This is a genomic window from Bacteroides muris (ex Afrizal et al. 2022) (assembly GCF_004793475.1).
GTDB classification, from domain to species: Bacteria; Bacteroidota; Bacteroidia; order Bacteroidales; family Bacteroidaceae; genus Bacteroides; species Bacteroides muris.
In genome coordinates, this window is record NZ_SRYZ01000006.1 from 82,464 (window position 1) to 96,754 (window position 14,291).

At 48.2% G+C, this 14,291-nt stretch carries 15 protein-coding genes; 13 read left to right on the forward strand and 2 right to left on the reverse strand.

Annotated features, from left to right (window positions below):
* Positions 1–4 precede the first annotated feature (4 nt).
* From E5355_RS04635 to E5355_RS04645, 3 genes are all read left to right on the forward strand, one after another.
* Positions 5–1,138 (forward strand): ABC transporter substrate-binding protein, encoded by a 1,134-nt coding sequence (locus E5355_RS04635; RefSeq protein ID WP_136009376.1) that lies wholly within the window; start codon positions 5–7, stop codon positions 1,136–1,138.
* Positions 1,139–1,211: 73 nt separating this feature from the next.
* The gene (locus E5355_RS04640; protein WP_136009377.1) at positions 1,212–2,240 is read left to right on the forward strand and encodes an iron ABC transporter permease; all 1,029 of its coding nucleotides are present in this window, start codon (positions 1,212–1,214) and stop codon (positions 2,238–2,240) included.
* A 192-nt stretch (positions 2,241–2,432) separates the two neighbouring features.
* Positions 2,433–2,609 carry a DUF4250 domain-containing protein gene (locus tag E5355_RS04645; RefSeq protein WP_005832662.1) on the forward strand — a complete coding sequence of 59 codons (177 nt, stop codon included), beginning with the start codon at positions 2,433–2,435 and terminating at the stop codon, positions 2,607–2,609.
* 71 nt (positions 2,610–2,680) lie between these two features.
* Here E5355_RS04645 and E5355_RS04650 read toward each other — a convergent pair whose 3' ends face one another.
* Complete coding sequence (locus E5355_RS04650; protein WP_136009378.1) at positions 2,681–4,048, reverse strand: TrpB-like pyridoxal phosphate-dependent enzyme; 1,368 nt, start codon at positions 4,046–4,048, stop codon at positions 2,681–2,683.
* Positions 4,049–4,181: 133 nt separating this feature from the next.
* On the opposite strand from E5355_RS04650, the gene E5355_RS04655 reads away from it, so the two are divergent.
* Positions 4,182–6,014, forward strand: a complete 1,833-nt coding sequence (locus E5355_RS04655; protein ID WP_136009379.1) for a TrkH family potassium uptake protein — start codon at positions 4,182–4,184, stop codon at positions 6,012–6,014.
* Positions 6,015–6,056: 42 nt separating this feature from the next.
* Entirely contained in the window at positions 6,057–6,743 is a 687-nt protein-coding gene (locus E5355_RS04660; RefSeq protein ID WP_136009380.1) for a potassium channel family protein, read from the forward strand.
* Positions 6,744–6,797: 54 nt separating this feature from the next.
* On the opposite strand, the gene E5355_RS04665 is transcribed toward E5355_RS04660, so the two are convergent.
* On the reverse strand, positions 6,798–8,306 hold the full coding sequence (locus E5355_RS04665; RefSeq protein WP_136009381.1) for a DUF3843 family protein: 1,509 nt from the start codon (positions 8,304–8,306) through the stop codon (positions 6,798–6,800).
* A gap of 294 nt (positions 8,307–8,600) precedes the next feature.
* Between E5355_RS04665 and E5355_RS04670 the strand changes: the two genes are divergently transcribed.
* From E5355_RS04670 to E5355_RS04705, 8 genes are all read left to right on the forward strand, one after another.
* Entirely contained in the window at positions 8,601–9,221 is a 621-nt protein-coding gene (locus E5355_RS04670; RefSeq protein WP_136009382.1) for a DsbA family protein, read from the forward strand.
* 60 nt (positions 9,222–9,281) lie between these two features.
* On the forward strand, positions 9,282–9,809 hold the full coding sequence (locus E5355_RS04675) for a very short patch repair endonuclease (RefSeq protein ID WP_136009383.1): 528 nt from the start codon (positions 9,282–9,284) through the stop codon (positions 9,807–9,809).
* 429 nt (positions 9,810–10,238) lie between these two features.
* Positions 10,239–10,715 carry an HU family DNA-binding protein gene (locus E5355_RS04680; RefSeq protein WP_136009384.1) on the forward strand — a complete coding sequence of 159 codons (477 nt, stop codon included), beginning with the start codon at positions 10,239–10,241 and terminating at the stop codon, positions 10,713–10,715.
* Positions 10,716–10,843: 128 nt separating this feature from the next.
* A complete protein-coding gene (locus tag E5355_RS04685; RefSeq protein WP_136009385.1) occupies positions 10,844–11,071 on the forward strand; it encodes a DUF4248 domain-containing protein in 228 nt (75 codons plus the stop codon).
* Between the two features lie 136 nt (positions 11,072–11,207).
* Positions 11,208–11,657: a DUF4890 domain-containing protein gene (locus tag E5355_RS04690; protein WP_168354275.1), complete on the forward strand. Its 450-nt coding sequence runs from the start codon at positions 11,208–11,210 to the stop codon at positions 11,655–11,657.
* A 59-nt stretch (positions 11,658–11,716) separates the two neighbouring features.
* Complete coding sequence (locus E5355_RS04695) at positions 11,717–12,262, forward strand: DUF4738 domain-containing protein (RefSeq protein ID WP_136009387.1); 546 nt, start codon at positions 11,717–11,719, stop codon at positions 12,260–12,262.
* 49 nt (positions 12,263–12,311) lie between these two features.
* Entirely contained in the window at positions 12,312–12,989 is a 678-nt protein-coding gene (locus E5355_RS04700; RefSeq protein WP_136009388.1) for a response regulator transcription factor, read from the forward strand.
* A complete protein-coding gene (locus E5355_RS04705; RefSeq protein ID WP_136009389.1) occupies positions 12,986–14,263 on the forward strand; it encodes a sensor histidine kinase in 1,278 nt (425 codons plus the stop codon). The genes E5355_RS04700 and E5355_RS04705 overlap by 4 nt, the downstream gene beginning before the upstream one ends.
* The last annotated feature ends 28 nt before the right edge of the window (positions 14,264–14,291 follow it).

Below are 14,291 nucleotides of genomic sequence, written 5' to 3' on the forward strand. Positions count from 1 at the left end.
ATCAATGAAAAGAAATAGTTTACTTATCTGTCTGTTCGCAGTCTTGTTTCTTTCCTCCTGCGGAGGAAGGGGCAAGACTGCCTCTGCTTTGGCCAACGGTGACACCATTCCCTTACGTTATGCAGAGAATCTTACCTTAGTGTCCTATCCCGGCTATACCCTTGCCACCTTGCGCAATCCTTGGGATACGTTGCACACGCTACATACCTATATACTGGTCCCGAAAGACCGCGAACTCCCGGCACATCTTCCGGCAGGTACTGTGGTACGTACCCCGCTCTCCAAATCAGTCATCTACTCTTCCGTCCACTGCGGACTGATGGATAATCTGGGTGTGTTTGGTAGCATCGGCGGCGTCTGCGACTTGAAGTACATAAAGCTACCCGCCGTTCACGAAGCCTGCCGCCGGGGTGCCATCGCCGATTGTGGCGACGGCATGAATCCCGATATGGAGCGTATCATCGACCTGCATCCCGATGCCATCCTTCTGTCTCCGTTCGAGAACAGTGGCGGTTATGGCCGTATCGAGAAACTGGATATTCCCATCATCGAATGTGCCGACTACATGGAAACCTCCGCTTTGGGACGTGCCGAGTGGATGCGTTTCTACGGACTGCTCTTCGGGGTTGCGCCACAAGCCGACAGCCTTTTTGCTGAAGTGGACAGTTGTTACCAACGTCTCAAGATGCGTGCACAACTTTCATCCACCTCGTTCTCCGTTGTCAGTGAGTTGAAAAGTGGCTCGGCATGGTACGTACCGGGAGGGCGTAGCACCATAGGAAGGCTTTTTCAGGATGCTTGCGGGCGTTACGCCTTTGCCGACGATACCCACAGCGGCTCCGTTCCTTTGGCTTTCGAGACCGTTTTCGACAAGGCGGGCGATGCCGACGTCTGGCTGGTGAAGTACAACCGCGACCGCGACATGAGCTATGCTGATTTGGAGGCGGATTATATCGGCTACACCGGTTTTAAGGCTTTCAAGACCCGGAATGTCTATGGTTGTAATACGTTGAAAGTTCCTTTCTACGAGGAGACTCCGTTCCGTCCCGATTATTTGTTATCCGACCTGATACAGATTCTGCATCCCGAAATAGGAGATTTGGGAGGTTTGCGCTATTTTTGCAGACTGAAGGAGTGATGAACACAGAGATACGGAACTTTTGTGAAAGTAATGGAAAACTCTGTGCCTCCGTGTGCTAAATAATGTAACTATGAGTAAAGGCTGGAAATATGGTATCGGGCTGGGAGTAGTCATCTTATTGCTGTTTGCGGGCAATCTGCTGGTGGGGTCGGTTTCGATTCCGCCTGCCGATGTTTTCCGCATCCTGCTTGGTGGAGAAGGGGAGAAGGCAAGCTGGAGCTTCATCCTTTGGGAATCCCGTTTGCCCCAAGCGCTGACGGCGCTGCTTTGCGGTGGCGCATTGGCTGTCTGCGGACTGATGTTGCAGACGGCTTTCAAGAATCCGCTGGCAGGACCATCCATTCTGGGCATCAACTCCGGGGCAAGTCTGGGAGTGGCCTTCGTCATGCTGCTGTTTGGCGGCAGCATCACGGCAGGGGCGTTCAGTCTGTCCGGCTTTTTCTCCGTGCTGCTTGGCGCATTTATCGGAGCCATGCTGATTATGGCACTTATCCTTTTCTTTTCCACGCTGATAAAGAGCAATGTCATGCTGCTGATAACGGGTATCATGATAGGCTACATCACTTCTTCGGCCATTGCCCTGCTGAACTTCTTTGCTACGGCAGAGGGGGTGCAGTCTTATATGATATGGGGGCTGGGCAACTTCGGCGGAGTTTCCCTACAGCAGATGCCGGCCTTTGCGCTGGTCACCATTGTGGGACTGTTCGGCTCATTATTGTTGATAAAGCCCCTGAACGCCTTGTTGCTGGGAGAGCGCTATGCCGAAAATCTAGGTGTAAATATCCGCCGTGTGCGCAACTGGCTTTTGATTATCACCGGGCTCTTGACGGCTGTCACCACCGCCTTCTGTGGTCCGGTTGCCTTTATCGGTCTGGCCGTGCCGCATGTGGCCCGCATGATATTGGGGACGGCCAATCACAACTCCCTATTGCCGGTCACCATCCTGAGTGGCGGTGCAGTGGCACTGCTTTGCAACCTGATTTGCGTCTTGCCCGGTGAAGCGGGCATTATCCCCTTGAATGCCGTCACGCCCATTATCGGTGCGCCGGTCATCATCTACGTTATTCTGAGCCAACGGAAGCCGCAAGAATTCAACTGATAATTTACGTTTCGGAGAGGGGGGGGACTTCCGGTTTCCTATGATAATAGAACAGACGGAGAAGCAGCCTGAGTATAGTCTACAATCGTTTGCGGTGAATGCATTGTATATTCCACACTAAGAACATCCATATCTTTGGTTTTTTATTGTAATTTTGCACCCGGTATTAGTTTTAATTTAAAGATTGTAACTATGAGATTACCTGAAGATCCGGTGATGCTGTACAGCTTCATTAACATGAAACTGCGTGATTTCTATCCTTCGCTGGATGCACTCTGTGAGGATATGAACGTAGAGAAAGAGGACATTGTACGGAAACTGAAGCTAGTGGGATTTGAGTATAATCCTGCAAAGAACAGATTTTGGTAAATGATGTTTTTCAAAAAAACAGCTCCCGCCGATTGTTGCCGTAAGGCGCAAGTTGGCGGGAGTTGTTTTTATTAAGCCAGATTGCCTATTTCGTCCAGATTCTTCCGGATGTCATTGTCGGTCAATTCATAATTGACCAAGTCGCCGGAGAGATACTTGTCGTAGGATGCCATGTCGATAAGTCCGTGGCCGGAGAGGTTGAACAGAATTACCTTCTCTTCGCCTGTTTCCTTGCATTTGTTTGCTTCGCGAATGGTGGCGGCAATGGCGTGGCAAGACTCGGGAGCGGGGATAATGCCCTCTGCTTGTGCAAAAAGACAACCGGCATCGAATGATTCGAGTTGCTTGATATCTACAGCTTCCATATATCCGTCCTTCAACAGTTGCGAGACGATGACACCTGCGCCATGATAGCGCAGACCACCGGCATGAATGTTGGCGGGGGCAAAGTTATGTCCCAGTGTAAACATGGGCAGCAGTGGAGTGTATCCTGCCTCGTCGCCGAAGTCGTATTGGAATTTGCCGCGTGTCAGTTTCGGGCAAGAAGCGGGTTCGGCGGCAATAAAGCGTGTTTTCTTTCCTTCAAGAATATTGTGGCGCATGAAGGGGAAGGTGATACCGCCAAAATTGGAACCGCCTCCGAAGCAAGCGATGACCATATCGGGGTATTCGCCTGCCATTGCCATCTGCTTTTCAGCTTCCAGGCCGATTATGGTTTGGTGCAAGGTGACATGGCTCAATACGGAACCAAGAGTATATTTACAGTTCGGAGTGGTTTGCGCCAGTTCGATAGCTTCGGAAATAGCTGTACCCAATGAACCTTGATGGTTGGGGTGGGCTGTCAGAATATTCTTTCCGGCACGGGTCGACATGGAGGGCGACGGTGTAACCTGCGCACCGAACGTCTGCATGATGCTGCGGCGGTAAGGTTTCTGCTCGTAGCTGATTTTTACCTGATAAACAGCGGCTTCCAGTCCGAAGAGGCGGGCGGCGTATGCCAGGGAAGCTCCCCACTGTCCGGCACCGGTTTCGGTGGTTACATTGGTCACTCCCTCTTGTTTGCAATAGTATGCCTGGGGAATGGCGGAGTTCAGCTTGTGCGAGCCCATCGGGCTGACGCTTTCGTTCTTGAAGTAGATATGTGCCGGCGTGCCGAGTGCTTTCTCCAATCCGTAAGCGCGCACCAGCGGAGTGCTGCGGTAGTATTTGTACATTTCGCGGACCTTTTCGGGGATTTCAATCCACGCGTCGGTCTGATTCAGCTCCTGGCGGCAGAGTTCCTCGGCAAAGATGGGGTATAGGTCTTCTGCCTTCAACGGTTGCTTGGTGCCGGGATGAAGCGGCGGCATGGGCTTGTTCACCATGTCGGCTTGTATGTTATACCAGTACTGTGGAATTTCCTCTTCCGGAAGAATGAATCTTTTCTTTTTATTGCTCATAGTGGTCATGATGATTAATAATTCAATGCTCAAATGTAGCTATTATTTTTGAACCAATTTCTTTTTTCTTTTGTTTTTTGTATATGAGGGTAGATTTGTCTAAGTTTGCCGCGTTTCATTAATCGATGCATTTATGAAGATTTATCATAAATTCCTTTTGTATCAGAATAAATGGATTCACCCTTACGTACGGATGACAGTGGGAGTAATGACCTTCATCACTTATTTGATGTCCGTCCTGCTGATTGTCGGTGTGGTCTATGAGCATGGCTTTACGATTTCCGTAGCTGAGGCGCATCAGCTCCAGCACTTGTATCATGGGGTGTGGATTGCTTTCCTGATAGACGTCACTCTGCGCATTTTGCTGGAATACAAGGATACCCGGCGTACGTTCAGTAGGCTCACATGGATATTGACCATTCTGCTCTATCTGACTCTTATTCCGGTTATTTTCCATCGTCCGGAGGAGGAGGGTGCCGTTCTGCAATTCTGGGATTTTCTGCATGGGAAGACCTATAGGCTTGTCCTGTTGCTGATATTTTCCTTTCTCAGTCTTTCAAACGGGCTTGTGCGGCTGTTGGGAAGGCGTACGAACCCTTCTCTTATTTTGGCTGTCAGCTTTCTGATAATCATACTTGTGGGGACGGGGTTGCTGATGCTTCCTCGTTGCACGGTGAACGGTATATCGTGGGTCGACTCGCTGTTCATATCCACCAGCGCGGTGTGTGTCACCGGGCTGACATCGGTCGATGTAGCTTCTACATTCACCCCGACCGGTTTCACGGTCATCATCCTGCTGATTCAGATTGGCGGTCTGGGTGTGATGACGCTGACAAGTTTCTTTGCCATGTTCTTCATGGGTAATACCTCGTTGTATAATCAGCTGGTGATGCGTGATATGGTGAGTTCCGATTCCCTGAATTCCCTGCTTTCCACTCTGGTCTATATTCTGGCCTTTACACTGGTGATTGAAGGGGTAGGGATGCTTGCCATCTGGGGAGACATTCATGGGACGATGGGAATGGACTTGCAGGAAGAGCTGGCTTTTTCGGCCTTCCATGCCATTTCCGCTTTCTGCAATGCCGGATTCTCCACGTTACCGGGTAATCTGGGCAATCCGCTGGTGATGACGGGGCACAATCCTTTTTTCATCTACATCTCGCTGCTGATTATTCTGGGCGGTATAGGTTTCCCTATCCTGGTGAATTTCAAGGATATTATTCTTTATCATCTGCACCGTCTGCGACACTTTCTGCGTACGTGGCATTGGGATGGTAGTAGGCGTTTCTACCATCTGTACAACCTGAATACAAAGATTGCATTGATTGTCACTTTCCTGCTGCTGGTGCTGGGCACGGCGGGCATTGCCCTCTTTGAGTGGAATGCAGCCTTTGCAGGTATGCCGGTAGCGGACAAGTGGACTCAGGCGTTTTTCAATGCCGTATGTCCCCGTACGGCAGGCTTCAATAGCGTGGACTTGGCCGGATTGGGGGTACAGACATTGCTCATTTATCTGTTTCTGATGTGGGTGGGAGGAGGTTCCCAGTCTACGGCGGGCGGTATCAAGGTGAATGCCTTTGCGGTAGTGGTGCTGAACCTGGTGGCTGTGTTGCGCGGCACGGAACGGGTAGAGGTGTTTGGCCGTGAACTGTCACACGATTCCATCCGCCGTTCCAATGCCACAGTGGTGATGTCGTTCGGTGTCTTGTTGCTGTTCGTTTTCATCATCAGCATTCTGGAGCCGGGTACGTCGCTTTTGGCCATTACCTTCGAGTGTGTGTCGGCATTGAGTACGGTTGGGTCCAGTTTGAACCTTACCCAGCAGTTGGGAGACGACAGCAAGCTGCTGGTGGCACTGCTGATGTTTGTGGGGCGTGTGGGACTGATTACGCTGATGCTTGGCGTCATAAAGCAGAAGAAGCATACGAAGTATCAGTATCCGAGTGGTCAGATTATAATCAACTGATAATTGATTTGTAGATTTATTATCCATTTATCCATTAATAGAATGAAATATATTATTATCGGTTTAGGGAATTATGGTCATGTGCTGGCAGAAGAGCTTTCTGCACTGGGGCACGAAGTGATAGGTGCGGACGTGAGCGCCGGCCGGGTAGATAGTCTGAAGGAGAAGATAGCTACAGCTTTTATCATCGATGCAACGGACGAGCAGGCGCTGTCCGTGTTGCCGCTGAACAGCGTGGATGTGGTGATTGTTGCCATCGGCGAGAATTTCGGTGCGTCCATCCGTGTAGTGGCTTTGCTGAAGCAGAAGAAGGTGCAGCATATCTATGCCCGCGCCATTGACGCTGTTCACCGTTCCGTGCTCGAGGCCTTTGAGTTGGAGCGCATTCTTACTCCCGAGGAAGATGCTGCACGCGGGCTGGTGCAGTTGCTGGAATTCGGTGCCGATATGGAGACATTCCGCGTGGCACCGGATTATTATGTGGTCAAGTTCACCGTTCCGGACAAGTTCATTGGATATTATGCCAACGAATTGAATCTTGATGAGGAATTTGGCCTGAAGATGCTCGCCTTGAAGCGTGCCGAGACTTTGAAGAATTGTCTGGGCATCTCTTATGTGGAACGCAATGTGCGGAACGAACTGCCGGAAAATGACCTGATACAAGCCGGCGACCAGTTGGTGTGCTACGGACGATATAAGGCTTTCCAGAAGTTCTGGAAAGCACTATGATAATTGGTAGTTGGAAATGTGTCAAAAGTGGTGAATTTTGCCCCCCATTTTCAACTAATCAAAGTCCTTCTCCCGACACCGATAATGGAAATAATCAGTCAGGAAGTGTGCATTCTTGCGTATGAACTCTTGCCCGTGTTCTTTTCCTTGCAAACTGTTCAGATAAGCGTCGGGCAGCATGCCTTCGTCTTGCAGGATGCAGCTCAGCTGGTAAGGGATGATGTCGGGGTTGATGATGAACATAATGGCGTTTTTCTCTGCTTTCTCCTTATTATAATTGGGGTTGTCCGGAGATTTGATGCATTCGCACAGCTTGAATTGGATATGTAGGCCGGTGTGCGGGTTGGCCATCAGCATGGCTCCGGTTTCTGTATGTATGCGTGGTATGTCCAGGTCTTCTTTCAAGCCGTATCCCATCTTGTTCAGCAGAAAATCAGAGATTTCCTCTTGCGATTGGCAGAATACAAAAGATTTCCCGCCGGATGCTTTTATGAAATCATGGAATGTAGCCTTTTCATTCGTCTTTTCTTTCTGGTTCGTCAAGTCGTCCACATATTCCGCTATTTTCCGGTCGTACTTGTTTTCGAGAAGCATGCCGCACTGCCACCATGCGTTGCCAAAATAAATCAGTTCGCAGATAAGGGTGCTTTTCCCTACTTCTCTGCTACGGATGGCCGAGAGGTTCAAGGACTTCTTGGTTATCTTGAATTCGCATTCGTCTTCACTACACAAATCTTTGACGTACAGATACTCGTCGTCTTCTTTCTCCAGCAGATAGCAACTGTTTTCCCGTGCCTTCACCTTGCCCCAAAGCTGATGTTCGGGATGGGCTTTTCCGATGAGAGCCAGCCATTCCGGTGAGGTCAGCGACAGCAGGTTGCGGCGGCCTTTGAACGTCAGTGAGGTGCGTGTGGCATATATGAGGGTCTCTGCCATTTCGATGGTAATCTTTTCATCATTCAGCAACCGTTCAGCTTCGTCCCGGCATTGGGCGACATTTTCGATGTTGAAGTAGCATTGGTAGTGAAACCAGTTCAGTATCTCCCGGTAGCGGAAGAAGTCTTCTTCTCCCATAGCTGAGGGGTATAGAAATTCCTGCATCCTTTCATTTTCTGGAGCGGTTTCGTATTCCTCTGCAAGCAGTCCGTATATCTCTTGTGCAGTCTGCTCTATTCCGGGATTCTCGGGGTTGATGGCGCTTATTCCCCGGCACAGATATTGTATATGGTGCCAAAGCAGAAAGCGTATGTCCTCCAGATTGATTTCATCCGGAAAATAATCGCCTTTGATGGGGTAGAAGGGCAGATAGGCTCCGTATCGCTTCCGGCACTCGGCAGTGAATGCCTGCCAGATGCCGGTCTGGGAGATGACGTCCTCAAACCATGCGGCGAGGCAGAGGCTTGTATAGCGTATGTTTTCCTCTTCTTCGAAGGCGTTGGCTATCGTTGAAGAGTAGAGTCTTTTGTGGATTTCGTTTGCAATGCCGACGTAGTACTGGTCAACGCTGTTTGTCTGCTTGTACGGATGCAGTTCCAACCATTCTTTGGGGTATATTTTCTTCATGGTGCTAAAGCGAATTTGGTGTGTATCTTTATAAATTTTATTTTTCGGTGTAAAGATATGCTTTTTGTAGAAATTTTCTTGTTTTTCCTCCTTTTGATTAGTATATTTGTATGCTACTATTAAATCGTTCCATCGTGTGGAAAAAATCGTTCCACCATGGTGGAACGATTTTTCTTCCGTGGTGGAATGATATTTTCTCCATGATGGAACGATTAAAGAATCGCTTTTCTTTTCCTTAATGTTTGGGAAGAAGAAAAAAACAGAATTGCAGAACCATTTAAAAACAGAATATATATGAGTGCGTATTACGACCTTTTTGAGAAACCCGACGTCCGCCAGACCGGCGAGCAACAATCCCTTTATGCCCGCTTTGTCCCCAAGGGAACCATCGACCGCAAGGAATTTATCGAGCGTGTGCATCTTTTTACCGGCCTCAGCCGCAGCCTGCTGGAAGGAGCGATGGCAGGCTTTATGGACGAGTTGCGCGACTGCCTTGCCAATGGCTGGACGGTGGAGCTGGGCGAGCTGGGTTACTTCACCCCCTCTTTGAGTTGTACCCGCCAGGCGACGGACAAGAAAGAGCTTCGTGCTGCCTCCATCGCTTTGCGCGGGTTGAATTTCCGTCTGGGCAGGGAGTTCTATAAGGATTTGAAAGGTAAGATGCAGTTGGAGCGTTGTCCGCAATCGGCATCGGCGCCTGCTTCGTCTGCCGATGAGGCGTTGGGCGTGGAGCAGCGCTGGAAGTTGCTGGATGAGTATTTGCAGCAGTATCCTTGCATCAACCGCGCCCAGTATGCACGGCTGGCAGGACGCAGTTACAAGCAGGCTGTTGTCGATTTGAACAGGTTTATAGAAGAGGGGATGCTGATGAGGCATGGGATGGGGCCGAGTGTGGTGTATGCAAGGAAAAAGTGAGCAAGATTTGGCTATTTGCAATTCAGAAACGTACCTTTACACTAATTATAGATTGTTTTTATGGACAAGATGACTCCCGAGCAGCGGCATCACTGCATGAGCAGCATCCGCAGCAAGAACACGAAACCGGAGATGGTGGTACGCCGTTATCTTTTTTCCCGTGGTTTCCGTTTCCGTGTCAATGTGAAGCGGTTGCCTGGCACGCCCGACATTGTACTCCGCAAGTATCGTACGGTGATATTCGTGAACGGATGTTTCTGGCATGGGCACGAGGGATGCAAATATTTTGTACTTCCCAAAAGTAATGTGGAATTTTGGAAGGACAAGATTGAACGGAATCGGCGCAGGGACTTGAAGGAACGGATTCAGTTGCGTTACATGGGGTGGCATGTGATGCAGGTATGGGAATGCCAGTTGAAACCCAAGGAGCGGGAGATGACACTGAAAGGGATTGAATGGGCACTGAATAGGATATTGCTGGAAAATTACGGAATGCGTAAGAAAGGTGAAATGAAACCTTATCGGGAATATGAAGAGGGAAATGGTAGGATGATAGCAGCCGATGGGATGGAGGATTACGGAAAGTGAGAAATTGCGTGGATAGAATAATGTATTATTTCCTTAAATAAGAAGTGGACCGCAAGTAAGGTTGCTTGCTTTTTTATTATCTTTGCCCATTAAACGGAGAAAGAATATTTTTTATAATATTCTCATAAAAAGTGGAAAGAGAGTTTACATCCGTACGTGAACTTTTGAGTCTTACGGTTTAACCTTCTTGGTTCATCTGCCAAACTATCGGCTTCTAACTTCCGATAACTCCGGGCGAAGCCTTGACTCCCGATAACTGCCGTGAATAATATAGGTTAAACCTCCTTTAACCTCCGAAAACCTCCGTTAAAGCACCACCTCGTTTTCTGCCCGTTGTATCTTTGCATTGTGGTCACAAAGAAATAGGTTTTGCAGACTGACGAGCGAACAAGACCGGTTTTTATTAATCAACTTAAAATAAAAAAAACTATGGCTTTGAATTATGAAGTAAAAAAGAGAGTGTTCGGTTTTGACGAGACAAAAACGGAAAAGTACGTGGCGCAGATGAAGACTTTGGGGGTGTTCGCTTTCAGAGATTTATGTGACGAGGTTTCCAAGATAGGCATGGCGCCTCGCGGTGTGGTGAAGTTGGTGTTGGACGGATTGATTGACACCTTGAATATGAATATCAACAAGGGATTTTCGGTACAGTTGGGGGAGTTCGGCTGTTTTCGTCCCGGCATCAACGCCAAGAGCCAGGAAAAACAGGAAGACGTGACGGCAAGTACGATTTATCGCCGCAAGATTATCTTCACTCCGGGTTTCTACTTTAAGGATATGCTGACCCGCGCCAGTGTGGAGAAGATGAGTTGGCCGGGCAACGGGACTGTTTCCGGCGGCAGCTCCAATCCGAATCCGGATGGCGGAGGTTCCGATGGTAATCAGGGAGAAAATCCGTTAGGATAAGCATTCTGTAAATAAGGAGAATATGAACTTTCTCGGAAAAAGGTTCATATTCTCCTTGAAATACTTGACTTCGCCTTTTGAATATCGTATCTTTACGTCAATCATTTTAAATCAGACCAACTGTTATTATGGAAACAAAAAACGGATTTCGTGTCACGACCTATAAAAAGAAAGATTTGGCATGCCTCTATTGCCCCAACGCTACTGCACGTTGCGCCATCCGCACCCTGACGCGGTGGATAAAGCGGAATCACGAACTGTATGAAGCCTTGGCGCATACCGGCTACAATGTAAGGACACGGACATTCATGCCGAAGCAGGTGAGCCTCATCGTACAGTATCTGGACGAACCTTAATATTCTTTTCAACCTCATTTATTGTGTTAAAGCGGGAAGTTGCGGTTAAACTTCCCGCTTTTGTTTTTGTCATAGATACGTTGCAACACAATAGGTATAACTAACATAAGGTATTAATTAAAAAAAGAGAAAAATGATGAAAAGAATAGTTCTGATATGGATGGCCGCCTTCCTGATGGGTGGCATGGCAATGGCGCAACATGTCCGCCGCAGTGATAAAATGCCCGAACCGAAAGTCCGTGCCGAGCGCATGACGGAACGGATGGTGAAAGAGTACTCCCTGAACGATACGCAGAAACAACAACTGCTGGAAGCCAATCTGGCATTGGTCGCGAAAATGGAAGATATGCCGATGCACCGTGCCAAAGCACACAAGCATTTGAAGAGAGAAGGTAAGCGCCATCAATTGACGGATGAGCAGCGCGCGCAGAAAAAAGCGGAGATGGAAAAGAAACGTGAAGAGATGAAGGCTGCCCGTATTGCTTATGATTCACAACTCCAGAAGATTATGACGGAAGAACAATATGCTGCATACAGCAAGAAAGTGCAGGATAGAAAAGCAAAAATGGAATCTAAAAGAAAATAAATTTTCTATTGCATTCAATTTGTACTATTTTTGTCCGGTCAATTACTAAAAACAAAACAATGAAGAATATAGTCTATATTTTGGTATGTGCATCGGTTGTCTTTTTCACAGCTTGTTCGTCTCAAGACAAGAATAAGAAAGACGGCCTGCTATTGATGCAGGATAGTACAGAATTTGCCGGTCTGCAGCGCATGCAGGTGTCTGACGTAAAAACATCCTTTAGGTATAAGGGAAAAGAGTATCAGTCTTCTGTAGTGCGTCGGCCGGATGAATCTTTGCCGATAGTGAAAAACGAGCAGGGAGAGAAATTTGTGGATAACCGTATTACCTTGCACATTACGTGCGATGGGAAGCATGTGGTGGATAAAGTGTTCACCAAAGATAATTTTGCTTCGTTGGTGGATGCCAAGTTTATGAAGTACTCCATTCTTGAGGGGCTGGTCTATGACAAGACCACTCCGCAGGGAATCATATATGCGGCCAGTGTCTGCTATCCGCAATCCGACCTTTATGTTCCCATCAGACTGACCATTACGGCTGACGGGAAAATCTCCATGGCAAAAGAGGAACTGCTGGAGGAGTATCAGACAAACAGCATTGATTAGTGGATGGTTTTCCAGATTGTTTCCTGTTTTATAGACCATCTTTGCCGGTATGAAAATCCTGATTGTAGAAGATGAGCAAGATTTGCGGGAAACCATCCGCACTTCGCTCCTGAAAGAAAAGTTTGTCGTAGAGACTGCTGCCGACTATTTCTCGGCATTAGATAAAATCAATGACTACGATTACGACTGCATTCTACTGGATATAATGTTGCCCGGTGGAAACGGTCTGGACTTGCTGCGTGAGTTGAAACGGCTGCACCGCAGTGACAGCGTGCTGATTATCTCGGCCAAAGATTCTCTGGACGACAAGGTGGATGGGCTGGAACTGGGAGCCGACGATTACCTTACAAAGCCTTTCCATTTGGCAGAACTCAATGCACGTGTCAAGTCATTGATACGTAGAAGGCAGGCGAAGGGAGATGTGACCGTCACTCTTGGAAATCTTCTGTTCTATCCCGATAAACGGCAGGTAGAGATAAACGGAAAGCCTTTGCTACTGAACCGTAAGGAGTTCGACCTGCTCTATTATTTTGTTGTCAACCCCGGCCGGGTCATCAATAAGATGAGTCTTGCCGAGTCGGTGTGGGGAGATAATATAGACCAGACGGATTCGCTGGATTTTATCTACTCGCAAGTGAAAAATCTGCGTAAGAAATTGAAACAAGCTGAGGCTAGCGTAGAATTAAAGGCAGTTTATGGATTCGGCTACAAACTCTCCGAATTATGAAACTGTTAAGCTACACCTACCGCAAACTTGCATGGCTGATGTTTCTGCTGATGGCAGTGTGGGGTGTGCTGTTCTATTGCGCAATCATCGACGAGGTGGTGGATGAGACGGACGATACGTTGGAGAATTACGGTGATATATTGATGGAGAGTGCGCTTCACGACCCCGCGATACTCGGAACAGAAGGCTCGTTGATGTCTTTCTATAAGTTCACTCCAATATCCGAAGAAGAGGGGCGGCATTACCGGCAAGTGTTTTATGATGCTACAGTCTATATCGAACTGGAGGATGAAGACGAGCCGGTACGTGTCATGTGTACCGCTTTCCGTATGCCCGACGGGCAATATTATGAGTTGAAACTGATGATTTCCATTCTGGAGCGGGACGATATGGTGGAGGCTATGCTTTGGTATCTGGGAGCGCTGTTCCTGCTGTTTCTAATCTGTACTTCCATCGGCATTCAATTGGTGTTGAAGGGGGTGTTCCGTCCATTACATAAGCTGCTTGACTGGTTGCACCGCATTCAGCCCGGCAAGGAGGTGCCTTCATTGGACAACCCGACGAAGATACGGGAGTTCCGCCAGTTGAGTGACGCCGCATTGGATATGGGAAACCGCAGCTACAAGGCATACGAGGAGCAGAAACAGTTCATCGAGAATGCCTCGCATGAGTTGCAGACACCGCTTGCCATCGTGAGGGGAAAAGTGGAACTGCTGGCTGAGAGTGAAGGAATGACGGAACAGCAAATGAAGGAACTGGACGAGATATATGTCACGTTGGACCGTGCCGTGAAATTGAATAAGTCCCTGTTGTTGCTTTCCCGTATAGAAAACGGGCAGTATACTGAGATGGAAGATGTCTCGGTAGATGAAATATTGGATGAACTCTTGCCCGACCTGATGGATATTTATGAACATAAGTGCGTGAATCTGATACGGAAACGGGAGGAACAACCTTTTATCATCCGTTGTAATCATTCGCTGGCGCAAATACTGGTTTCCAATCTGGTGAAGAATTCGTTGCTGCACAATAGGGAAGGGGGGGAGTTGCAGGTGCTTACCACTCCAACTTCGCTGGTCATCAGAAACACGGGGGATATTCCTTTGGATGGAGAGAAGCTGTTCCGGCGTTTTTATCGCGGCATGGATGGCAAGAAGGATTCCACAGGACTGGGGCTTGCCATTGCGCGTTCCATTGCATTGTCGTCTTCACTGAAGCTTACGTATGAATGGCAGGATGGCATGCATTGCTTCTGTCTGGTTAAAGAAAACTAAAAAAATCGTAAACTGCGATTATTCCCAA